The sequence below is a fragment of the Microbacterium allomyrinae genome, from assembly GCF_020682705.1.
Taxonomy (GTDB): Bacteria; Actinomycetota; Actinomycetes; order Actinomycetales; family Microbacteriaceae; genus Microbacterium; species Microbacterium allomyrinae.
Map to the genome: position 1 here is coordinate 1,336,789 of NZ_JAGTTN010000001.1, position 21,292 is coordinate 1,358,080.

The following is a 21,292-nucleotide window of genomic DNA, read 5'->3' on the forward strand; positions in this document are numbered from 1 at the left end:
TCCTATCCTTCCTCCACCGTGCGCAGAGCGCCCGCGGCGCGGATGCGACGTGAGACGAGCAGGGCGATCGCGGTGAGCAGCGTGGCGAGCGCGAGGAATCCGCCGAGCGTGAGCGCGAGGATCGCCGGGTCGATGACGTAGGCGGGTGCGACGGACGATCCCGTGAAAGGGCGGAGATCGACTGCGGCCAGGACGACGAGCGGAACGAGGGCTCCGAACACGGTGCCCGCGACGACGGCCGCGATCGTGGGAGGGCCGATCTCCCACAGGGCGAGGGACGCCCCGGACCGCGGCGGTGCGCCGAGAGTGCGCAGCAGCGCCAGGACGCGTGCCCGGGGTCCGGCGGCGAGCGCGAGCGTCATCGCGATCGCGAGCGCGCTGAGCATTGCCGCCACCCCGGTCGCCAGGAGCAGAGCCCCGCGCACGCCCTGCACCGCGGGACCGGATTCGATGCGCGCGGCGATCTCTGCGGCCGTGTCGATGCGCACCTGGGTGCCCAGGATCGTGCGGAGGTCCTGCTCGACGGCGTCGCGCTCTGCGTCGGCCTCGAGCCTCACCAGCACCGTGCGGTCGCTGGGGTCCAGACCCAGCACTTCGTCGGCATAGAAGGAGTCGAACGTGATCCAGTTCTCGCGCGCGCCGGTCGGCACCGGCCCGCGGGTCACTCCCACCACCTCTGCCTCCACGCCGCCGGCGCTCACCTCGTCGGAGCCGTCGATGATGTCGGCCGTCGCCCCCGCCACGACCATCGGCATCGGATCGTCCGAAGGCTCGATCGAGACGCCGGGTGGCAGCATCCCCGGCCCGTCGCCCTGCACGGCCCGCAGGTCTGCCGCATCGACGACGAACGCGGATGTTCCCCGCCGGTCTCCGCCGATCTCGAGCGTGACGGAGTCCGCTCCCGAGATGCCCGCTGCTGCGGCGACACCGTCGACCGCCTTCACCTGTTCGAGCTCATCGCGGGTGAACGTCGCGCCCGCGATGCGCAGGTCGGCGCCGATCTGCGCGCGCGAGGCCTCGGCGACCCCGTTCTGCAGTGCGGACAGGAGGATGCCCGACGACACGGCCACCGAGACGCCCACCACCAGGGCGAGCACCGGAGTGAGCCCGATCGACGGCTCGCGCAGTGCGCGCGCCGAGCCGAGGAAGACGTCGGCGCCGCGGGATGCGCGCGACCGCGCGAGGATCGCACTCAGCGGCAGCGGATACACCCGCAGCGTGACGAGGCAGGCGACGAGGGAGAGCAGGAGCGGTGTCGCGGCGAGCAGCAGATCGACGCCGTCGCTGTAGCCCCGCACGAACAGCAGGACGAGTGCGACCCCGGCGAACCCGGTGATCACGCCCTCCGAGATGAGGCGCAGCCTCGAGCCGCGCCGCCCCAGATCGGTGCGGACCTGACGCTCTGCCGCGGACGGGGCGAGGACCACGAGGATCGCGATCGGTGCGAGTGCGAGCAGGAGCGCCGGCACGAGCCCCGCGGCGCCGGGCGCGGCGCCGAACGCGACGGCGCCGATGACGACCGCGAGAGCTGCACCGACGATCGCGGGCACGACGCCGATGAGGGCCCCTTCGACGGTGAGGAGGCCGCGCAGCTGGCCGAGGGACGCACCGCGCGCCGACAGCAGGCGCAGTCCGGGGCGACGGCTCTCGAGGATGAGGCGGCATCCGAGGATCAGCACGGCGACCGCGACGCCGACGGGCCCGGCGACCAGCATCGCGATCACGCCCGCGGTGGTCGCCGCCTGAGCGAGGGCGAGTTCGATCTCGGCGGTGATCTCGGCGTCGAACTTCAGGCTGAGGATGCCGGCGCCCTGCGCCGAGGACCCGACGGTGTGTCCGACGGACGTGAGCTTGTTGAGCGCGGCGACGGTCTGCTCAGCGTCGTCGGACTCGATCCGATCGACGTCGGCGGGGTACCAGACGGTCGTGCCGGCCCGGCCGCCGAGGCCGTCGTACATCCATGCCGTGGCAGACGAGGACGGATGCGCGAACGCCGTGCCCGTCACCTGGCGCGCCCTGTTGCCGTCATCGAAGATCTGCGGCTCGATCACCGAGCGAACGTGCTGCCAGAAGTCCGACCGGGGGTCGGCGGCCTCGAACACACCCGAGAGGACGACCACGTAGGGGGCGTCGTCCTCGCGCAGGTGGCGTTGCTCGCCGACCGCCCACTCGAGCTCTCGCGCGGTCTCCGCCGACATCACGACCTCCACGCGATAGCCGCCGCCTTCCTCCACGGCCGGACCCGGCAGCTCGCCCTCGGTCATGCGCAGCTCGGACTCGTAGCCGGGAGAGAACGCCATCGTGAGCAGCTTCGTGGCGGGGTCCTCGAGGATCGGCAGACCGGAAACGGACGCGACGGCGTGCGCCGGCCCGAGCACCGTCGGCAGCGGGCTGTCCGCACTGGTGCGGATGTCTTCGAGCGCCGCGGCGAACTCGCCCCACACCGCTCCCGTCTCGGTCGGCGGATAGGGATCGAGCGCGGGCAGCTGCGGAAAGCTCGGCGAGTCCGCCACGACGTCGCGCTCGGTCGCCGAGAGACCGGCGAGCCGGTCGCGCAGCGCGGCATCCCCCAGCACCCCCATCGCGATCGGCGCGGCCGTCGCGATGAACGACAGCACCAGTACGAGCGCCGCCACGATCACGCTGCCCCCGGCGCGGGAGCGCACGTGGTGGACCGCGAGAGCACGAGTCGTGACACGCCGGGTCATCGCGATTCCTCCCCCACCGTCGCCGCACGGGCGGCGCGGCCGACCCCGGTCGCGGCGACCGCGACGATCGCAACCAAGCCCAGGGCGAGCCCCGCCACGGCGAGCAGGAGAGGCACCCACACGACGGTCACGCCGCCGGCGAGCGAGAGGATGCCGGGGGTCACGGCCCGCACCAGCTCGGGAACGATCAGCCACGACACGAATCCACCCGAGGCCGCACCCAGCACGATCGCCGTCGCGAACACGCCGCCGAGCTCGGCCGCGCGCATCCGCGCCTGTCTGCCCGCCGTCACGCCGAGCGCCCGCAGCACTCCGAGTTCGCGCCGCCGAGCGATCGCGAGGGTCTGCACGATCGCGAATGCCGCGATGAGCGACAGCACGGCGGATCCCGCCGTCGCGATCCACCAGCCGGGAACGAGCGCGCCGACGACGCTCGCCGCGACGCCGGGTGCGGAGGTGATCACGGGGCGGTCGCCGAGTGCTGCGCTCAGTCCGTCGGCGGCGGACTCCGAGCCCGCCGCCCACACCGAGTCGGGTGCCACGATCGACGTGCCCAGCTGCAGCTGCGAGGTCAGAAGGGTCTCCATAGGCACGAAGAGGGAGACGGATGCGGTCGCCCCCGCAATCGCGTCGACGAGCGACGAGATGACGGCGGCGCCGCGTCGTCCGGTGCCGGCGTAGCGGAACTCCAGCGGATCGCCGACTCCGACGCCGAGCCGTGAAGCGAGCGTGCCGGTCACGACCGCTTCGACCGGCGTGGCCGCGCCCCCCGCTCGCGCGCCGCCGTCTGCGAGCCAGAGCACCTCTTCGGCGTTGCCGCCCTCCAGCAGCACCTCCCCGCCGATATCGAGCGGGCCCTGTCCGACCGCCTCCACCTCGGCGAGCGTCACCGACACACTCCGGTTCGAGAGGATGGGGCCGGTCCCGGCGACAATCGCGAAGAGGCGCCATGGGGCCGTACCGCCGGGCAGCACCGCCTCGCCGACGAGGGTCGCCGTGCCATCATCGTCCACGAGCGGGTCGCCGTCCAACGCGATCCGCGCCGGGGCCCCTGTCGCGTCGAACAGGAGCGCGACGACCCGGACATCGGTGACGACACCGCCCGACGGCGATACGAGGTCGGCGCGCACGCGAAGCCGGGTCACGGCCTCGTCGAGCGGTACGGGATCGGAGACCACGACCTCGCCCTCCCCCTCTCCCTCGGCAGACGCGGAGGCCCGGAGCGCATCCTTGTCGATGAGGCCTCCGGCCGAGCTCACGACGGAATCGATCGCCGACGACGGCACCGCGACCAGCTGCGCATCGCTCGAGCCGATCTCCACGGGTGCCACGAGGGCGGGAGCCGCGGCATCCACTCCCTCCACGGACGCTGCAACGGCGACGTCGTCGGGCGTGACGGACTGCGGCGCAGTGTCGACCCGCAGGTCGGCGCCGGCGCGCACGGCGGCCGAGTCCGTCGTCATCGCGGTCCAGGTCGCGGAGTACGCCGAGGCGAACACGGCCTGCGCGACGGTCAGCGCGACGAGCAGCACCGCGACGGCGTAGATCGGGATGCGGCGCGCCACCTGGCGCGCAGGATATCCGGGCTCGAGCGCCGCACCGGCTGCGGCGGGTCGCGACCATGCGACGGCGGCGGATCCGAACAGGGCGAGCGCGACGAGGGCACCGGCCATGAGGACCACGGCGGGGGCGATCGCGACGATCGGGTCGAACCCGGCGCCCCGCGCGAGCGGGAGCTGCCAGATCACGAGCGCCGACGCCAGAAGCACCACGATGACCAGCGCCGCGGTCGTCACGCGGGCACCGCGCGTCGCCGTGCGCCGGGCTTCGCCGCGGCGGATGGCGATCGTGAACGTCGCGGCGAGGAGCACGCCTGTCGCCCCTGCCCACGGCCACTGCACGAGCGCGTCCGAGGGCGCTGCGCCGACGACGGCGGTGACCGCGGTCGCGAGAAGGAGGCCGGCCACGACTCCGGCGAGCGCGACGAGGCCGCCCTCCGCGGCATCCGTCGTCCATGCCTGCGTGCGCGAGAAGCCGCGCGCGCGAATGGTCGCGGTCTCGTGCTCGCGCGCCGCGGCGATCAGCCGTGCGAGCTGGGCGATCGCAGTGGCGGCGAGGATCGCGACCAGGAGCACGAGTGCCGGTGCCGCCGATGCGAGCGCGGCGGTGCCCGCATCGACCTGATCGGCGACCTCCTCGGCCGAAGCGCCCGGCGGGGACGCATCGCCTGCCGCATCGACCGCGCGCGCGAGCCACGCCAGCACGACGCACACGGTCACGACCGCCACCGAGACGGTGGCCGCCGCGCTCGCGAGCAGGCCCGAGCGGGCTCCGGCCCTGATCCGCAGCAGTCGCCAGGACGACGGCGTGCGGCGATCGGGCATGGGCTCGGTCCTCCGCGGTTCGTCCGGCGCTGGCGTGGGTTCTGCCAACCTAACCGACGCGCTCCCGCAGCGTCTCGCCTTCTCGACGCAGGACGACCCGGGCATCGCACGCATCGGAGTCCGGTGGAAGACTGGGGCCATGACGCTCCACATCACGGGCGATGCCGCCGCCGATCGTCTTCTGACCGACGACCCGCTCGCACTCCTCATCGGCATGCTGCTCGATCAGCAGGTCGCGATGGAGACCGCGTTCGCCGGTCCCCTCAAGATCGAGCAGCGCGTGGGATCGCTGGATGCCGCGGCCCTCGCGGGCTACGACCCCGAGGCGTTCGTCGAAGAATTCAAGAAGACCCCGGCGGTGCATCGCTTTCCGGGGTCGATGGCGGCCCGCGTGCAGTCGCTGTGCTCCGCCGTCGCGCAGGACTGGGGCGGCGACGCCGCCGCGATCTGGACGCGTCCGGCGTCCGAACCGGCTGACGGCGCACCCGACGGGCTCACCGTGCTGAAGAGGCTGAAGTCGCTTCCCGGCTTCGGCGAGCAGAAGGCGAAGATCTTCCTCGCCCTGCTCGGCAAGCAGTACGGCTACACGGGCGACGGGTGGCGCGAAGCATCCGCACCCTACGGCGAGGACGGGTCGTACCGGAGCGTCGCCGACATCGTCTCGGCCGACTCGCTCACGAAGGTGCGCGAGCACAAGAGGGCCATGAAGGCCGCCGCGAAGGACGGCGCATCATGAAGAAGACCGAAGTCGGCGTCGACGAATTCCTCGCCGGTGTGAGTCCCGCGAAACGGCAGCGGGATGCCGCGACCATGGTCACCCTGATGCACGACATCACGGGGCACGAACCCGAGATGTGGGGCACCATCGTCGGCTTCGGATCGTGCCACTACCGCTATCCCACAGGCACCGAGGGCGACGTTCCGATCGCCGCGTTCTCGCCGCGCCGCCAGGCCACCACGATCTACCTGCTCGACACCGGCGCGCACGCCGATCGGCTCGCGAAGCTCGGACCCCACGAGACGGGAGCCGGCTGCCTCTACATCAAGGACCTCGAGGCGATCGACGCCGACGTCCTTCGCGAGATCGTCACCGACGACTACCGGCGCGTGATCGACGGCGACACCGGCTCTGCGACGTTCACGGTCACGGGCTGAAGACCGCGGCGGCGCGATCCACGGGAGCGGACGCCGGTCTTAGGGTTGACCACGTGCGGCTGAAGTACTTCGGAGGGTTCGCGGCGGACGCCGACGGGGTCGCGCTCGCGGTGCGCGGCCGGGGCCAGGAGTCGCTGCTGTTCCGGCTCGCACTCGACGCCGGCACCACCGTCGCCTACCGTGCGCTCGCCGAAGACGTGTGGCCGGATGACCTCCCCGACGATCCGCGCGCTGCGCTGCAGTCGCTGGCATCGCGCCTGCGCCGTATCATCCCGTCCGGCGCCCTCGAGGCCGTGCCGGGCGGATACCGCCTCGGGCTCACCCGCGCGGATGTCGACCTGACGCTGTTCCAGGACCTGGTGACCGACGCGCGCCGTGCCGACGATCCCGCCGCCGCGGCGCAAGACGCGCGGCGCGCGCTCGCGCTGTGGATCGGCGAGCCGTGGGTGCCCGGCCCCGGCTTCGACTGGGTCGTGCGCGACCTGCTCGAAGACCGCGCGCATGCGGAGCGCCTGGTTCGCGGCGCACCGACACCGCGCGAGCCGGCGTCGTCCGAGCCCGCAGCGTCCGAGCCCTCGCCGTCCGGCGGCGACGCGTCGGAGGCCTTCGCGCATGGGCCGGTCCCCGCCGCAGTCACCTCCCTGATCGGCCGCCGCGCCGAGCTGGATCTCATCCAGGACCAGCTGCGCGACGAACGGCTCGTGACGCTCATCGGCCCGGGCGGGGCAGGCAAGACGACGCTCGCCCTCGAGGCGGCGCGTCACCAGCCCGGCGCCATCGTCGTGGAGCTCGCGCCGGCCGCGCCGGGCGAGGTGTGGGCCGCCATCGCGGGAGCGGTGGGGCGGAGCATCCGCATCGGCGATCCGCCGACGATCTCGGCCGGTTCACGCGAGCGGGTGCTGGAGGCGCTCGCCGGACGCTCGACCCTGATCGTGCTCGACAATTGCGAGCACGTCTCGGCCGAGGCGGCCGCTGTCGCGCTCGACGTGCTGCACAGCGCGCCGGGATCGCGCATCCTCGCCACCAGTCGCGAGCCGCTGGGGCTGGCCGGCGAGGCGTTCGTCGATCTCGGGCCGCTGCCGCCCGGCGACGCTCGCGAGTTGTTCTCCCGGCGCGTCCGCGCGGCGCGCGGCGCACCGCCGTCACCGGAGGAGGCCGAAGCCGTCGGCCGGATCGTGGCGAGGCTCGACGGTCTGCCGCTTGCATTGGAGCTCGCCGCCGCGAGGGCCCGCACGCTCACGATCGCCGAGATCGACGCCGGCCTCGACGACCGGTTCGCGCTGCTGAGTAACGGTCCTCGGGCGGCCGTCGCACGCCATCAGACGCTCCGCGCCCTCATCGACTGGAGCTGGGAGACGCTGACGCCGTCGGAGCGGACCGCCCTGCTGACGATGGCCGTCTTCCCCGACGGGATCGACGCACGAGACGCCGCCGCCGTCGGCGCCCGTTTCGATGTGGATGCCGCGTCGTTCGACACGCTCGTCGACAAGTCGCTGCTGCACCGCGGCGGCGGCCGGCTCCGAATGCTCGAGACGGTCCGCGAGTACGGGATCGATCGCCTTCGCGCGGACGGCGACGAAGACGCGTTCCGCGCGGAGCAGGCGCGCGCCATGGCCGAACTCGCCGCGCGACGTGACCTGCTGCTGCGCGGCCCCGCCGTGCGCGAAGGGCTCGCCTGGTTCGACGCGGGCGATGAGAACCTCAGCGCCGCGCTTCGGACGTGCGCCGAGCAGCCGGGACTCGCCGACGTCGGCGTACGGCTGGTTCGTGCGTGCCTGTGGACCTGGCTCATGCGCGAGCGGTTCGAAGAGATCCAGGGTGGCGTCCTGCGGTTCTCCGACGCCGCGGCGGCACTCGACTCCGAGCCCGCGGTCGTCGTGCGCGGGGTGGGCCTGGTGCTGAGGACGTTCGCCGCAGCCCGCGAGTCCGACGACAGCGGCATCGCCCTGCTCGGCGACGTCGACCACGACGCCGACGCGATCACGACGGCCGCGGCACTGCACCCGAGCGAGCTGACGGCCGCACTCGTCCCGCTGATCGGCTCCATGAGGACGGCCGTGCGCGACCACCAGCCGGGTGCTCCGTGGACGCGCGACTTCGTGATCGGCGTCGACGGGCTCGACGACGCACCGGCGTGGTCCGTCGCGATCCTGAGCATGCTCCGCTCCGCCCTCGCGCAGAACGGCGGCGACATCGAGACTCTCGGAGCCGAGAGCGAGAAGGCGTTGCGGATGTTCCGCGAGCTCGGCGATGTCTGGGGCGTGGCCTTCTCGAGCCAGATGCGGTCGGAGTGGCTCGTGCTCGCCGGACGCCTGGACGAGGCGCTCGAGGTCGCCGATGCATCGTCGGCGGGCCTCGTCGGTCTCACGTCGGTGACCGACCTCGTGCAGCAGCGCTCGCAGGGCGTCGGGATCCTGCTGCGACTCGGACGCGTGGACGACGCGCGGGTCCGTCTCACCGACATCGATGCGCTGGCGCGTTCGGACGGGTCGCAGCGCGCGGTGGCACAGGCCGAGATGACCGCGGCGGCGGTCGAGATCGCGGTCGGCGACGGCGATCGCGCGCTGCGGCACCTCGACGTTCTCGGTGCTCAGGTCGGCCCCGCCTACCCCGAGCAGATGGTGGCGTGGGCGCAGTCCAAACGGGCGCAGGCCCACCTCATGATGAATCGCCCCAGCACGGCTCACGCGGCGCTCGCGATCGCGCTGCCGGCCGCCGCGAAGAGCGGGGATCAGCCGATCATCGCCGATGTCGCGCTGTCGCTGGCAGGCTGGCTGGCCACCGTCGGACGAGATGCGGATGCCCGGACCGCATTGGCTGCCTCTGCACGGCTGCGCGGCGGTGTCGACGCCGCCGATCCCTTTCTGCGCCTCGTGCTGGCACGACTCGGCGACAGCACGGAGCCGGGCGCCGGTCCCTGGCAGGGACGAGCACCCGGCTCCGACGACATCGCGGCACTGACCGCGCTGCTCGGCTGACGCGGGCTGCCCGCCCGCGGCATCCAGCTATGCCTTGCGCATGTAGGCCCGCACCGTGAGCGGTGCGAAGATCGCCACGATGACGGCGGCACCGATCAGCGTCACCAGCACGTCCGGGCCGACCGTGCCGTTGTTGACGAGATCGCGCACGGCGGTCACGAGGTGCGACACCGGGTTGATGTCGACGAACCACTGCAGCCACGGCGGCATCGTGTCGGCGGGCACGAAGGCGTTCGAGAGGAACGTCAGGGGGAACAGGATCAGCATCGAGACGCCCTGCACGCTCGAGGCCGAACGCGCGATGACGCCGAAGAAGGCGAAGATCCAGCTGATCGCCCATGAACTCACGATGACCAGCGCGCCCGCTGCGACGACCGCCCAGATGCCGCCCTCGGGACGGAATCCCATGATGAAGCCCATCGTGAAGGTGAGCGTGGTGGCGATGAGGTAACGGACGGTGTCGGCCAGCAGCGCACCCGACAGCGGCGCGATCCGCGCGATCGGCAGCGAGCGGAACCGATCGAACACGCCCTTGTCCATGTCTTCGCGCAGCTGCACGCCCGTCACGACCGAGGTCGTGATGACCGTCTGCACGAGGATGCCGGGAATGATGATCGGCAGATAGCTCTGCACGTCGCCGGCGATCGCGCCTCCGAAGATGTACGTGAACATCAGCGTGAAGATGATCGGCTGCACGGTGACGTCGATGAGCTGCTCGGGCGTGCGGCGGATCTTCAAGAGGCCGCGCCACGCCATGGTGAAGGTGTTCTGGAGCGTCTGGGCGATGCCCGAGTGGTTGGTCAGGTGCCGGTCGGCGACCGGCGTGATGGGAACGGCGAGCGCGGTCATGCGCGAACTCCTTCCAGGTCGAATGCGGTCTCGTGGGCGGGCGCGTCGTCGGCCGGCACGCCCGTGCCGGTGAGGGTGAGGAAGACCTCGTCGAGCGTCGGCTGCTGCACGCTGAACTCGCTCAGGTGCAGCCCGGCGGCGCGGAACGCGACGAGGAGGTCGGTGACGCGGTCGGGGTCGCTCATCGGCACCGTGAGGCGCGCAGCTTCGGGCGAGACGACCGCCTGGACATCCAGGACACGGCTGATGACGGCCTGCGCCTCGTCGAGGTCGGACCCCGGCTGCAGACGCATGAGGAGCGATGCCTGACCCACCGACGCCTTGAGCTCGAGGGCGGTGCCCTCGGCGACGACACGGCCGTGGTCGATGACCGCGATGCGGTCGGCCAGCTGATCGGCCTCGTCGAGGTACTGCGTCGTGAGCAGAACCGTCGAGCCCGTCGCGACGAGGCGGCGGATCGTGTCCCACATCTGACCGCGCGTGCGCGGGTCGAGTCCGGTCGTCGGCTCGTCGAGGAAGATGAGCGGCGGCTGGGCGATGAGGGATGCCGCGAGGTCGAGACGTCGGCGCATGCCGCCGGAGAACTTCGCGAGCGGGCGGGATGCGGCCTCCGTCAGCCCGAACTCCTCGAGGAGCTCGTTCGACTTGCGACGGGCGTCGGCGCGAGACAGACCCAGGAGCCGCGCGAAGATGATGAGGTTCTCGGTGGCCGAGAGCCTCTCGTCGACGGAGGCGAACTGCCCCGTCAGCCCGATGAGCTGACGGACGATCTGCGGGTCTCGCGCGACGTCGTAACCGAAGATCTCGGCGCGACCGGCGTCGGGCTTGAGCAGCGTCGCGAGCATGCTGATGGTGGTGGTCTTGCCCGCGCCGTTCGGGCCGAGCACGCCGTAGACGGTGCCGGCTTCGACGGTCAGGTCGACGCCGTCCACCGCGCGATGGGAACCGAAGGTCTTGACGAGACCCTCGGCGCGGACGGCGGGAACGCGGGATGCGGAACTGGTGATGGTCATGGGAACGCCTTTCGACGTCCCAAGGCTCGCTCGGGGGCGCTGTCGCGCCGCTGTCATGGCGGCGGCCCCGCTGTCACCGCGCTGTCAGCACGCTTTCTCCACATGCCGTCGCACGATTGGACACCGGGTCCCAACCGCTGGCTAGGGTGGGAGGACCGCCCGCCCCGCCCCTCCCGTGGAGACAGATCATGCTGCCGTTCCTCATCGTCGGAGGCGTCGGCCTCGCCGTCCTCGTGATCTCGCTCCTCGTCGGCGACATCTTCGACCACTTCGAGATCGGTGACGGCGCCATCTCGGGCACGGCGCTCGGCGTCGCCGCGGTGGTCTTCGGCGCGGCGGGCGTGCTCACCACCACGAGCGGCCTCGACCTCGTCTGGGCGTACGTCCTCGCGGCGGTGCTCGCCATCCTCGCGTATCTGCTCGCGCTGCTCTTCGTGAAGCGGATCACCAAGAGCTCCGACGGCATCCCGCTGTCCGCCATCGGCCTGACGGGCGTCTCGCGCTCCGACATCACGCCCGCGGGCGGCGAGGTGAGCCTCGACGGCCCCGGCGAAGTCGAGCGTCGCCTCGCCTACTCCGACGAGCGCATCGCCGAAGGTGCGCGCATCCGCGTCATCGAGCACTCCGGCACCCGCGTCAAGGTCGTCGCGGAATAGCTCGGCACAAACCTCACCCCCGGCATCCGAAAGGGAACCATGCTCGATACGAGCCTCATCCAGGTCATCGCCGTCGTCGCGCTCATCGTCGCGGTCCTCGGCCTCATCACCTTCATCGCACGTCGCATCCGCCGCGTGCCCCCCAACGAGGCCCTCGTCATCGTCGGTCGTGGCGCCGGCAAGCCCGCTCCGGGCGAGTCGGGCATCGGCCAGCGCGTCGTGATCGGCGGCCGCACGTTCGTGTGGCCGATCCTGCAGCAGGGATTCTCGATCTCGCTCGAGCAGCGCCAGATCGGCATCACGGTCGAGGGCGTCGACAAGAACCGCATCAAGATCGCCATCAAGGCGTCGATCAACTTCAAGGTGTCGGGCACCGAAGACGGGGTGCGCCGCGCAGCCCAGCGATTCCTCTCGCAGCAGGGCGCGCTGACCGAGATCATCAAGGAGTCCCTCGAGGGCTCGCTCCGCTCGATCATCGGCGACATGACGATCGAGCAGATCATCTCCGACCGCAAGGGCCTGTCGGACCGCGTCGTGGCCGAGACCAAGACCGACCTCGTCGAGCAGGGTCTGCAGGTCGATCTGCTGAACATCAGCGACATCTCCACCCCCGGCAGCGACTACCTCGCGAACCTCGGTCGCGCCGAGGCCGCCCGTGCCCGTCAGGTCGCCGAGGTCAGCGAGGCCGAGGCCGCGCGCGCCAGCGAGTTCGCCCGCATCGACGCGGCCGAGCAGATCGCCGAGCGCCAGAAGGCGCTGAGCCTCAAGCAGGCGACGATCAAGGCCGAGACCGACCGTGCCAACGCGGAGGCCCAGGCCGCGGGCCAGCTCGCCACGGCCGAACAGGACAAGCTCGTCGCCGTGCAGGAGCGCGAGGCCCTCACCGAGCAGGCGCTCGTGACACAGGAGCGCCTCGACATCGAGATCCGCAAGCCCGCCGAGGCCGAGGCGTACGCCGAGGTGCAGCGCGCCACGGCGCTGCGCGACGCCGCCAATGCGGCGACCGAGGCCGACGCCTACAAGCGCACCAAGATCGCCGAGGCGAACAAGGTCGCCGCGGTGCAAGATGCCGAGGCGTCCGCGACCGCGGTGCGCTTCGCCGGTGAGGCCGAGCGCGACAAGCAGGTCGCGCTCGCCGCCGGTGTCCGCGCCGAGGGCGACGCCCGCGCCTCGGCGATCCAGGCCGAGGGCCTCGCCGAGGCGGCCTCGACCGATGCCAAGGCGCTCGCCCTGCAGAAGTACGGCGAGGCGGCGCTCGCGCAGGAGATCATCTCGCGCCTACCCGAGATCGTGCGGGCCGCCGCCGAGCCGATCGGGCGGATCGACAAGCTGACGGTCGTCTCGACCGACGGTGCCTCCGAGGTCACCAAGACCGTCGGCAAGGTGCTCAGCGAAGGCACCGAGGTCGTGAAGAACCTCACCGGACTCGACCTCACGACGCTCCTGCAGGGCTTCGCGCTGAAGTCCGCGGGGACGGATGCCGTCGACGGCGCGAAGTCCGTGGCGAACACCCTGACCGACGCCGCGAAGACTGTCGGCGCGGCGGGCTGACGCGCCCTCGCGAAGAACCCGGTCCCCTTCGGGGCCGGGTTCTTCGCTGTCCGGGCGGACACGCGGCGCGAGATGCGCCCTTCGGTTGGCGAAGCCGCAATCGGGCGAGTGCTGCAGTCTCCTGCGAGTGCTGCGTCGCGCGACGCAGCACTCGCAGGAGAAGGCAGCGCAAGCGTGACGGCCCGGGCCGTCCAGAGGCGGTCGGACTCAGCCCAGCACGCGCCCGCTCACCGCGAGGGTGAGCCTGCGCGGCATGACCCGCGCCGCCCACGCACTGAACGCGTTGGCGCGGCCCGACACGACGCTCGGGGGCACATCGTCGCGGTCGAGTCGGCGCAGGGTGAGCTGGACGACCTGCGCCGGCGTCTGAAAGCGCCCGACCGCTGCGTCGCCACCGGTGATGTCGAAGAACTCGGTGCGCGTCGCGCCCGGGCTCACCGCCAGCACACCCAGACCCGAACCCTTCGTCTCGAACGCGAGCGCCTCGGTGAAGCTCAGCACGAACGCCTTCGTCGCGCCGTACACGGCCATACTCGGGCACGGCTGGTAGGCGGCGGTGCTCGCGATGCCGACGAGCACGCCCCTCCCGTCAGCGACCATTTCGGGCAGCAGTTCCCGGGTGATGGCAACGAGAGCGGCGACGTTGACCTGCACCATCTCGCCGACGCGCGCCGCATCCGCCTCGGCGAACGCGCCCTTCATCCCGAACCCCGCATTGTTCACGAGGCTCTGCACGCGGAGTCCCCGCTCGTCGAGCTCCCGGCGCAGCAAGGCCGCGGCATCCGTCCTCGTCAGGTCCAGAGCGATGGGCGTCGCGCGCACGCCGTGGTCTCGCGTGAGGCGGTCAGCGAGCTCGCGCAGGCGGTCCTCGCGGCGGGCCACGAGGACGACGTCGGCGCCACGCGCGGCCAGCTGCGTCGCGTACTCGACGCCGAGTCCGGCGCTCGCGCCGGTGATGAGCGCGGTCGTGCCGCGGTAGTCCCTGGTGGTCATGCCAGCCAATGTAGTCAGTGACAGCATTGTTGTCAATGTCAACATCGCGCTAGAGTGAGTCCGTGACGGAGCGCACCTACCACCACGGCAATCTTCGGGTCGCGCTGCTCGACCGCGCCTGGGACGTCGTCGACGCCGCGGGCGCCGACGCGTTGTCGCTCCGCCAGCTCGCCCGCGATATCGGCGTCAGCCATGGGGCCTCCGCCCGCCACTTCCGCGACAAGCAGGCGCTGCTCGACGCTCTCGCGGTCGAAGGCTTCCAGCGGCTCAACTCCGCGCTCGCCGAAGCCATCGCCGCCCCCGGATCGTTCGCGGACCGATTCCGCTCCGCCGGCGACTCCTACGTGAGCTTCGCCGTGCGTCATCCGTCGATCCTGCGCACGATGTACACCGCCAAGCATCACGCCGCTGCATCCCCCGATCTCATCGAGGTCAGCCACGTCGCGATGCCCGCGCTCGTCACCCTCGTCACCGCGGCGCAGGACGCCGGCGAGCTGCCGCAGGGATCGGCGGAGGAAGCCGCGGTCGTCGCGTTCGCCGCCGTCCATGGCGTCGCGACCCTTGCGACCGACGATCTGCTGGGCGGCTTCCCCTGGCAGGAGGCGACCGCCGCGACCATCTCGTCGGTGTGGCGCGGCCTCGTCGCGACCGGCGCCCCGACCCACGGCCGCTGAGAAGACGCTCAGCCGAGTGCTGCAGTTTCCGGCGACCGCTGCGTCGCGTCACGCAGCGGTCGCCGGAAAGTGCAGCACCCGCGCGGAAAGCGGCGAGAACGATCGTTCCCGCGCCCCTCCAAGCGCCGCTGGCGCGTCGCTCGGAGCCTCGGGGCGCGTGGGCCCAGCCGCCACCGCGGCGGGTGGCGGCGTCCGAACGGCGACCGGGTCGGAGAGCAGGTCAGGCTCCGCGCAGACGCTCCGAGAGACGGGTCAGGCTCCGCGCAGACGCTCCGAGAGAGCGGTCAGGCTCCGCGCAGGCGCTCCGAGAGGTACGCGTGCAGGCCCTCGAGCGGCACGCGCTCCTGCGCCATCGTGTCGCGGTCGCGAACGGTGACGGCGCGGTCCTCGAGCGAGTCGAAGTCGACCGTGACGCAGAACGGGGTGCCGATCTCGTCCTGGCGGCGGTAGCGGCGGCCGATCGCACCGGCATCGTCGAAGTCGATGTTCCAGTCACCGCGCAGGCTCTCGGCCACCTCGCGGGCGATCGGCGACAGCTGCTCGTTGCGCGAGAGCGGCAGAACGGCCGCCTTGACGGGCGCGAGACGGGGGTCCAGGCCCAGCACGGTGCGGGTGTCGGTGCCGCCCTTGGCGTTGGGCACCTGCTCTTCGCGGTACGAGTCGACGAGGAACGCCATCATGGCGCGCGTGAGACCGAACGAAGGCTCGATGACGTACGGGGTGTACTTCTCTCCCGAGGCCTGGTCGAAGTAGGTGAGGCTCTGGCCCGACGCCTCGGTGTGGCTCGACAGGTCGTAGTCGGTGCGGTTGGCGACGCCCATCAGCTCGCCCCACTCCTTGCCGGCGAAGCCGAACCGGTACTCGACGTCGATCGTGCCGGCCGAGTAGTGGGCGCGGTCCTCTTCGGGCACGTCGAACTGACGCATGTTCTCGGGGTCGATGCCCAGATCGATGAACCAGTTCCAGCAGGCCTCGACCCAATGGTCGAACCATTCGCCGGCTTCGGCGGGCGGCGTGAAGAACTCGATCTCCATCTGCTCGAACTCGCGCGTGCGGAAGATGAAGTTTCCGGGCGTGATCTCGTTGCGGAAGGCCTTGCCCACCTGGCCGATGCCGAACGGCGGCTTCTTGCGGCTCGCGGTGAGCACGTTGGAGAAGTTCACGAAGATGCCCTGCGCCGTCTCGGGGCGGAGGTAGTACAGGCCCGACTCGTCGTCGACGACGCCGAGGTAGGTCTTCACGAGACCCGAGAACGCCTTGGGCTCGGTGTAGTTGCCCTTCGTGCCGCAGTTCGGGCACGGCACGTCCGCGAGGCCGTTCTCGGCCTTGCGGCCCTTGCGCGCCTCGAAGTCCTCGATGAGGTTGTCGGCGCGGAAGCGCTTGTGGCACTGCAGGCACTCGACGAGCGGGTCGGTGAACGTCGCGACGTGACCGGATGCCTCCCACACGCGCTTGGGCAGGATGATCGAGGAATCCAGGCCGACCATGTCGCCGCGCCCGCGCACGAAGGTCTGCCACCACTGACGGCGGATGTTCTCTTTGAGCTCGGTGCCCAGTGGGCCGTAGTCCCATGCCGACCGGGATCCGCCGTAGATCTCACCCGCTTGGAACACGAACCCGCGGTGACGGGCGAGGGCGATGACTTTGTCGAGGCGAGACTGCTCGGCCACGGTGGCTCCAATGGTCGGGAAGGAGGAGTGCACGAGAGTGCGGGATGCCGCGAATCGCGGCATCCGTCGATTCTAGTCGCCGCGCGGCACCGGGCCGGTGTCGCCGTCGGCCCGCTCGAACGCACGGTCCCACTCCTGCAGCTCCTTGCGACGGCCGATCAGGCCGTCGAGCGAGACCTGGAAGTGCAGGCCGCGACGGGCGTTGACCTGCTTGATGTTCTCGACGAGCTCTGTCGAGAACGCCGACACCGCGGTGCGCACCTCGCGGACGCGCTCTTCGGGGTCGTCCCAAAGATCCGGATGGGTCAGGATGTCGAGCAGATAGTCGCGATCGAGGGCGCCGGTGAGCTTGCGCAGCGTCTCGCCGTACTCGACGGCCGCGGCCGCGCGCTGGCCTTCCTCGCCTTTTCGATCGAGCCGGTCGAAGAGCTCGGTCGTGTTCGCCGCGATCGTGCCGGCATCGTGCGCCATCTCGACCGCGCCGGCGATGCCCGCACCCCCGGCGCGCGCATACTCCGCACTCAGCGCCTGGAGCGTGCGGACGTGCGTGCGGACCGGCTCGGGAAGCGGATGCGCCCCCGCCTGTCGGGTGGCACGTCGCCGCGAGCGCGTCACGCCGAAGATCACGGCGCCTGCGGCGACCAGCGCCGCCACGCCCAGCGCGATGCCGATGAACGGCCCCGCGTCCACGCCCAGTGCGGGCGCATCCGCGGGGGTGGCCGCGATGACGCCCTGGATCGTCTCGGTGAGCGCGTCGCCCACGTCCGCTCCCGACGCCTCGGCCGCGTTGGCGATCTGCATGGCCTCGTTCGTGGCCAGCACGCGAGAACCGGCCAGGAGGTCGTCGCCCACCGCGACGATGATCGTGGCGGTGTCGGGGTGCGCGGCGGCGATCTCCGAGAGGATCTCGGGACCGGATGCCTCGAGCGCTGCGTTGTCGGAGAAGACCGCGACACCGATCGAGGCGTCTCCCACCTGGGCCGTCAGCTGGTCGTGCAGCGCAGTGGCGCCCGAGAGCTCGGGCGACACGTAGACGCTGCTCTGGGCCAGGGCGTCGACGGCGTCGTCGACGTACCCCTGTCCGCTCATCGCCGCAGTCACGCTCGTCTCGCTTAGAAGTTGTTGATGACGGAGGCGAACACGAGGTCGATCTTGGCGGCGTCCGACGCGTCGAACCACTGGCCGCCGGTGGCCTCGGCGATCCGCTGCAGCGCACCGGTGTCTGCGCCTTCGCCGTAGGCGATCGGGAAGATGCGCACCGGTGCGTCGTCTCCGCCCTCGCTCGACTCCTTGCCGATCTTCGCGATCAGCGAGTCGAGCGAGATCGTCGAATCGGTGTCCTGTCCGTCCGACAGCACGACGATGGCGTTGATGCGGCCTGGCTCTGCCCGCGCCGTCATCTCTTCGTAGGCGGCGGCGATCGCGTCGTACAGCGGAGTGCCCTGCCGATCGGCGAAGCGCAGGTCGTCGAGCGACGAGTCGACCGATTCGCGATCGGAGGCGAGCGGACTGACGTCGCGCAGGACGACGATGTTCTGTCCGGCAGCAGACGAGACCCCGGTCGTGAAGGCCCACACGCCGACCTCATCGCTGGAGCGGAAGTGCCCCAGGGTCGACTGGGCGCCCTCGATGGCGCCGTCGAGCTTGGAGCGGCCGTCGCCGATCGCCTCGTCCATCGAGCCCGAGATGTCGATCACCTCGAGCACCGACGACGGCTTGCGGATCTGCGTCCACTGATCGATGGCGGCCGAGACCACGTCGACGGACGGTTTCGGAAGGGTGACCGCAGGTCCGGCCGGGTCCACGCCGTACTCGGCGGTGAAGAGGTCGCCGAGGGCGACGGACTCGTCGAGCGGCCGGAAGCCGTACTCCGGCAGGATCTGCTGCGCCGCATCGGTCTGCAGGAACTCCGCGAACGCCGCGCCGGCGGTCGCCTGCACCTCGGTCACCCAGTCGGCGCCGAGCACCGTGATGGGGTTGTCGGACCACATCGAGCCACCCGAGGGGTAGACCGCGACGAGCTTCTCCTTCGGAGGCGTGAGCGTCTCGCCGGGCTGCACGGTGTGCGAGTCGGGGTTGCCCTGGTTGTAATTGAGCAGCGAGGTCTCTTCGAGGGCGACGGCCGAGACGTAGCCCGAGCCCCCCGAGCCGTTCTGCGTCTCGTCGTACAGCGTGTTCAGCACCTTGCCGGTCGTGTCGCCGTAGTGGATCACGCACTCCTCGAACACGCGCGAGAACTCGGCGGCCGCGGCGACGTCGGCGGCGGTGAGATCGACGGTCTTGCCGGATGCCTCGTACGACTGCATCAGGATCGCCGAGAGCCCGGTGGTCGAGGTGTTGGGGTTCGTCTTGGAGATCTTGAACGATCCCCACAGCGGCTTGCCGACGCTCGCCCAGCCTGCCGGGTCCTGGCAGAGCGCCTCGAAGTCCGTGATCCCGATCTCGGACCCGGGATACCCCAGTGCCTTCGCCATCGTCTCGGGCACGCCGAACACGACGGGGGTGTGCGTGAACGACTCGGGCTCGCCGACGAGAGAGGCGGATGCCGCGGCCGCGACCCGCTCGGTCCACACGGTCGATGCGGGCGACCACATCGTGGGCCAGCGGCGTGCGTCGTCGTCGGGCCAGTCGCCGCCGGCGGTGAGGAAGCGCGTCGCGTCGCCGGACGAGACGTTGATGGGGCGCACCGTCGCGCATTCGGCCAGGCCCTCGTGCTGCGGCGACTCCTTGAAGGCGTCGGCCAGGGCATCGAGCATGTTGACCTTCTCGGACGAGGTCGCCACGACCACGCTCGTGCACCCGTCGTCGGCGAAGTCGCCGTCGGCATCGGAGTCGACATCGGTGCTCGCACCGAAGCATCCGGTCAGCGCGAGGACCGTGCCCAGCGCGACGACCCCCGCACCCGCCAGGCGGGCGCCGTGGCGCCAACCTGCCGTCGACATCGACGTGACGGAGAGGACGGACGTTCGCGGGGGGCGAGGGGCCATGGGTACAGCGTAAATCCCGATCGGGGTCGATGCATCGTCGGCGTTCTCGCCTCGAATCCTCCGACCCCTCGCGGCCACGCTTCGAGAGGTCTAGCATGTGCCGCGTCGGGGACGGCGACGACTGCCGGGCCTGCGCGAATCCGGGAGGTGCGCGATGACCGCGCCCGAGAACGACGATGCCGTCGACGCCTTCGCCGAGGTCGTCTTCGACAGGCTCATCGGCGGGATCGAGATCCTGTCGATCTACCTCGGCGACCGGTTGGGCCTGTACCGGGCGCTCGCCGGATCACCCGCGACCGCTGCGGAGCTCGCCTCGCGTGCCGGCATCCACGAACGGTACGCGCGGGAGTGGCTCGAGCAGCAGGCGGTGGCGGGGTTCCTCACCGTCGATCCCACCCGAGATGCCACTCAACGACAGTTCGTGCTGCCGGCCGCGCACGAGCGCGTGCTCGCCGACCCGTCGTCGCTGGTCTACTCCGCGCCGCTCGCGCGGATGGTGGCGGCGGCGGCATCCCGCCTCCCCGATCTGCTGACGGCATACCGCACCGGGGGCGGGGTCGGGTGGGCGCTGTTCGGCGACGACGCCCGCGATGCCCAGGGCGACCAGAACCGCCCCTGGTTCGACTCCGCGCTCGCCGGCGCCCTCGCGTCCGTCCCGGCGGTGCACGATGCGCTGTCGCGCGACGGCGCCCGCATCGCCGATGTCGGATGCGGCCACGGTTGGTCGACCATCGCGCTCGCGCAGGCCTACCCCTCGGCATCCGTCGACGGGTTCGACCTCGACGCGCCCGCGCTGGAGTCCGCGCGTCTCCATGCCGAGGGGCTCGAGCGGGTGTCGTTCCATCACCTGGCCGGCGAGCGCGTGGCGGACGGGAGAGAAGCCGCCTACGACGCCGCGTTCGTGTTCGAGGCCCTCCACGACATGCCCGATCCGGTCGGCGTGCTCACGGCGCTGCACCGGGCCGTGAAGCCCGACGGCGTCGTCGTCATCATGGACGAGGCCGTCGCCGAACAGTTCACCGCGCCCGGCGACCCGATCGAGCGGGTCATGTACGGCTACAGCCTCTTCGTCTGCCTGCCCGACTCCATGTCCACCGCGGGTTCGGTCGCCACGGGCACCGTGATGCGCCGGTCGACGCTCGCCCGCTACGCACGCGAGGCGGGATTCCGCGACGCCGTCGCCCTTCCCATCGAGGGGTTCGCGGCGTTCCGCTTCTACCTGCTGGAGCGCTGAGTCAGCTGACGAACGGGATCGACAGCGGGTACGTGTACGGCTGCCCCTGGTTCGCCTTCACCGCGGCGATGATGCAGAACACGATGTTGAGCACGTACGCGGCGATGAGGATGAAGATGCCGATGATCACGATGCTGAGGATGCCGCCGACCACGTAGGCGATGATCAGCGTCAGCTGGAAGTTCAGAGCCGTCGCGGTGTGCGCACGGACGAACGGACCGCGGTCCTTGAGCACCAGGAAGCCGATGAGAGGTGCGAGGAACCCGAAGAACAGTCCACCCAGGTGGACGAGCGTCGACCACAGCTTCTCATCGGAAGGGGTCATGTACTGCGGTGGCTGGGCCGCGCCGTACGGGGGCTGCGGCGGGTAGGGCGGAGTGGTCACGGACCCAAGCCTAGGGGCGGCGCGCAGCCGCCACTCGGGGGCTGCCCCCCCCCCC

Annotated in this window: 16 protein-coding genes; 7 read left to right on the forward strand and 9 right to left on the reverse strand. The window is 71.2% G+C overall.

The window, feature by feature from the left end:
• Positions 1-2: 2 nt before the first annotated feature.
• On the reverse strand, positions 3-2,708 hold the full coding sequence (locus KEC57_RS06130) for an ABC transporter permease (RefSeq protein ID WP_229383627.1): 2,706 nt from the start codon (positions 2,706-2,708) through the stop codon (positions 3-5).
• Positions 2,705-5,092: an FtsX-like permease family protein gene (locus KEC57_RS06135; protein WP_229383628.1), complete on the reverse strand. Its 2,388-nt coding sequence runs from the start codon at positions 5,090-5,092 to the stop codon at positions 2,705-2,707. The genes KEC57_RS06130 and KEC57_RS06135 overlap by 4 nt, the downstream gene beginning before the upstream one ends.
• 139 nt (positions 5,093-5,231) lie before the next feature.
• Between KEC57_RS06135 and KEC57_RS06140 the strand changes: the two genes are divergently transcribed.
• The 3 genes from KEC57_RS06140 to KEC57_RS06150 are packed head-to-tail and all read left to right on the forward strand — an operon-like array spanning position 5,232 to position 9,225.
• Positions 5,232-5,828, forward strand: a complete 597-nt coding sequence (locus KEC57_RS06140) for an HhH-GPD-type base excision DNA repair protein (RefSeq protein ID WP_229383629.1) — start codon at positions 5,232-5,234, stop codon at positions 5,826-5,828.
• Positions 5,825-6,247 carry a DUF1801 domain-containing protein gene (locus tag KEC57_RS06145; protein ID WP_229383630.1) on the forward strand — a complete coding sequence of 141 codons (423 nt, stop codon included), beginning with the start codon at positions 5,825-5,827 and terminating at the stop codon, positions 6,245-6,247. The genes KEC57_RS06140 and KEC57_RS06145 overlap by 4 nt, the downstream gene beginning before the upstream one ends.
• 53 nt (positions 6,248-6,300) lie before the next feature.
• A complete protein-coding gene (locus tag KEC57_RS06150) occupies positions 6,301-9,225 on the forward strand; it encodes an ATP-binding protein (protein WP_229383631.1) in 2,925 nt (974 codons plus the stop codon).
• Positions 9,226-9,252: 27 nt separating this feature from the next.
• Here KEC57_RS06150 and KEC57_RS06155 read toward each other — a convergent pair whose 3' ends face one another.
• Positions 9,253-10,074 carry an ABC transporter permease gene (locus tag KEC57_RS06155; RefSeq protein ID WP_229383632.1) on the reverse strand — a complete coding sequence of 274 codons (822 nt, stop codon included), beginning with the start codon at positions 10,072-10,074 and terminating at the stop codon, positions 9,253-9,255.
• Positions 10,071-11,087, reverse strand: coding sequence for an ATP-binding cassette domain-containing protein (locus KEC57_RS06160; RefSeq protein ID WP_229383633.1), 1,017 nt, complete (start codon positions 11,085-11,087; stop codon positions 10,071-10,073). The genes KEC57_RS06155 and KEC57_RS06160 overlap by 4 nt, the downstream gene beginning before the upstream one ends.
• 188 nt (positions 11,088-11,275) lie before the next feature.
• Here KEC57_RS06160 and KEC57_RS06165 point away from each other — a divergent pair, with 188 nt between their 5' ends.
• Both KEC57_RS06165 and KEC57_RS06170 read left to right on the forward strand, forming a co-directional pair.
• Complete coding sequence (locus KEC57_RS06165; RefSeq protein WP_229383634.1) at positions 11,276-11,743, forward strand: NfeD family protein; 468 nt, start codon at positions 11,276-11,278, stop codon at positions 11,741-11,743.
• 39 nt (positions 11,744-11,782) lie between these two features.
• On the forward strand, positions 11,783-13,294 hold the full coding sequence (locus KEC57_RS06170; protein ID WP_229383635.1) for a flotillin family protein: 1,512 nt from the start codon (positions 11,783-11,785) through the stop codon (positions 13,292-13,294).
• A 207-nt stretch (positions 13,295-13,501) separates the two neighbouring features.
• Here the strand turns inward: KEC57_RS06170 and KEC57_RS06175 are convergent, their stop codons facing one another.
• The gene (locus KEC57_RS06175) at positions 13,502-14,287 is read right to left on the reverse strand and encodes an SDR family NAD(P)-dependent oxidoreductase (protein WP_229383636.1); all 786 of its coding nucleotides are present in this window, start codon (positions 14,285-14,287) and stop codon (positions 13,502-13,504) included.
• Positions 14,288-14,349: 62 nt separating this feature from the next.
• On the opposite strand from KEC57_RS06175, the gene KEC57_RS06180 reads away from it, so the two are divergent.
• Positions 14,350-14,961 carry a TetR/AcrR family transcriptional regulator gene (locus tag KEC57_RS06180; protein ID WP_229383637.1) on the forward strand — a complete coding sequence of 204 codons (612 nt, stop codon included), beginning with the start codon at positions 14,350-14,352 and terminating at the stop codon, positions 14,959-14,961.
• A gap of 284 nt (positions 14,962-15,245) precedes the next feature.
• Here KEC57_RS06180 and KEC57_RS06185 read toward each other — a convergent pair whose 3' ends face one another.
• The 3 genes from KEC57_RS06185 to KEC57_RS06195 all read right to left on the reverse strand — a co-directional run bounded on the left by KEC57_RS06185 (position 15,246) and on the right by KEC57_RS06195 (position 19,618).
• Positions 15,246-16,631, reverse strand: coding sequence for a glycine--tRNA ligase (locus tag KEC57_RS06185; protein ID WP_229383708.1), 1,386 nt, complete (start codon positions 16,629-16,631; stop codon positions 15,246-15,248).
• A gap of 72 nt (positions 16,632-16,703) precedes the next feature.
• Positions 16,704-17,720 carry a hypothetical protein gene (locus KEC57_RS06190; RefSeq protein WP_229383638.1) on the reverse strand — a complete coding sequence of 339 codons (1,017 nt, stop codon included), beginning with the start codon at positions 17,718-17,720 and terminating at the stop codon, positions 16,704-16,706.
• Between the two features lie 23 nt (positions 17,721-17,743).
• Positions 17,744-19,618, reverse strand: a complete 1,875-nt coding sequence (locus KEC57_RS06195; RefSeq protein ID WP_229383639.1) for a substrate-binding and vWA domain-containing protein — start codon at positions 19,616-19,618, stop codon at positions 17,744-17,746.
• Between the two features lie 154 nt (positions 19,619-19,772).
• Here KEC57_RS06195 and KEC57_RS06200 point away from each other — a divergent pair, with 154 nt between their 5' ends.
• A complete protein-coding gene (locus KEC57_RS06200; RefSeq protein ID WP_229383640.1) occupies positions 19,773-20,852 on the forward strand; it encodes a class I SAM-dependent methyltransferase in 1,080 nt (359 codons plus the stop codon).
• 1 nt (position 20,853) lies between these two features.
• Here KEC57_RS06200 and KEC57_RS06205 read toward each other — a convergent pair whose 3' ends face one another.
• Positions 20,854-21,177, reverse strand: coding sequence for a DUF4870 domain-containing protein (locus KEC57_RS06205; RefSeq protein ID WP_229383709.1), 324 nt, complete (start codon positions 21,175-21,177; stop codon positions 20,854-20,856).
• Between the last annotated feature and the right edge of the window lie 115 nt (positions 21,178-21,292).

Bases quoted from the DNA above. Each gene is read 5' to 3' on its own strand.
- KEC57_RS06145 (WP_229383630.1), top strand. From the start codon at position 5,825: ATGAAGAAGACCGAAGTCGGCGTCGACGAATTCCTCGCCGGTGTGAGT.
- KEC57_RS06170 (WP_229383635.1), top strand. From the start codon at position 11,783: ATGCTCGATACGAGCCTCATCCAGGTCATCGCCGTCGTCGCGCTCATC.
- KEC57_RS06130 (WP_229383627.1), bottom strand. From the start codon at position 2,708: ATGACCCGGCGTGTCACGACTCGTGCTCTCGCGGTCCACCACGTGCGC.
- KEC57_RS06155 (WP_229383632.1), bottom strand. From the start codon at position 10,074: ATGACCGCGCTCGCCGTTCCCATCACGCCGGTCGCCGACCGGCACCTG.
- KEC57_RS06205 (WP_229383709.1), bottom strand. From the start codon at position 21,177: ATGACCCCTTCCGATGAGAAGCTGTGGTCGACGCTCGTCCACCTGGGT.
- KEC57_RS06190 (WP_229383638.1), bottom strand. From the start codon at position 17,720: ATGAGCGGACAGGGGTACGTCGACGACGCCGTCGACGCCCTGGCCCAG.
- KEC57_RS06200 (WP_229383640.1), top strand. From the start codon at position 19,773: ATGACCGCGCCCGAGAACGACGATGCCGTCGACGCCTTCGCCGAGGTC.
- KEC57_RS06140 (WP_229383629.1), top strand. From the start codon at position 5,232: ATGACGCTCCACATCACGGGCGATGCCGCCGCCGATCGTCTTCTGACC.
- KEC57_RS06165 (WP_229383634.1), top strand. From the start codon at position 11,276: ATGCTGCCGTTCCTCATCGTCGGAGGCGTCGGCCTCGCCGTCCTCGTG.
- KEC57_RS06160 (WP_229383633.1), bottom strand. From the start codon at position 11,087: ATGACCATCACCAGTTCCGCATCCCGCGTTCCCGCCGTCCGCGCCGAG.
- KEC57_RS06175 (WP_229383636.1), bottom strand. From the start codon at position 14,287: ATGACCACCAGGGACTACCGCGGCACGACCGCGCTCATCACCGGCGCG.
- KEC57_RS06135 (WP_229383628.1), bottom strand. From the start codon at position 5,092: ATGCCCGATCGCCGCACGCCGTCGTCCTGGCGACTGCTGCGGATCAGG.
- KEC57_RS06195 (WP_229383639.1), bottom strand. From the start codon at position 19,618: ATGGCCCCTCGCCCCCCGCGAACGTCCGTCCTCTCCGTCACGTCGATG.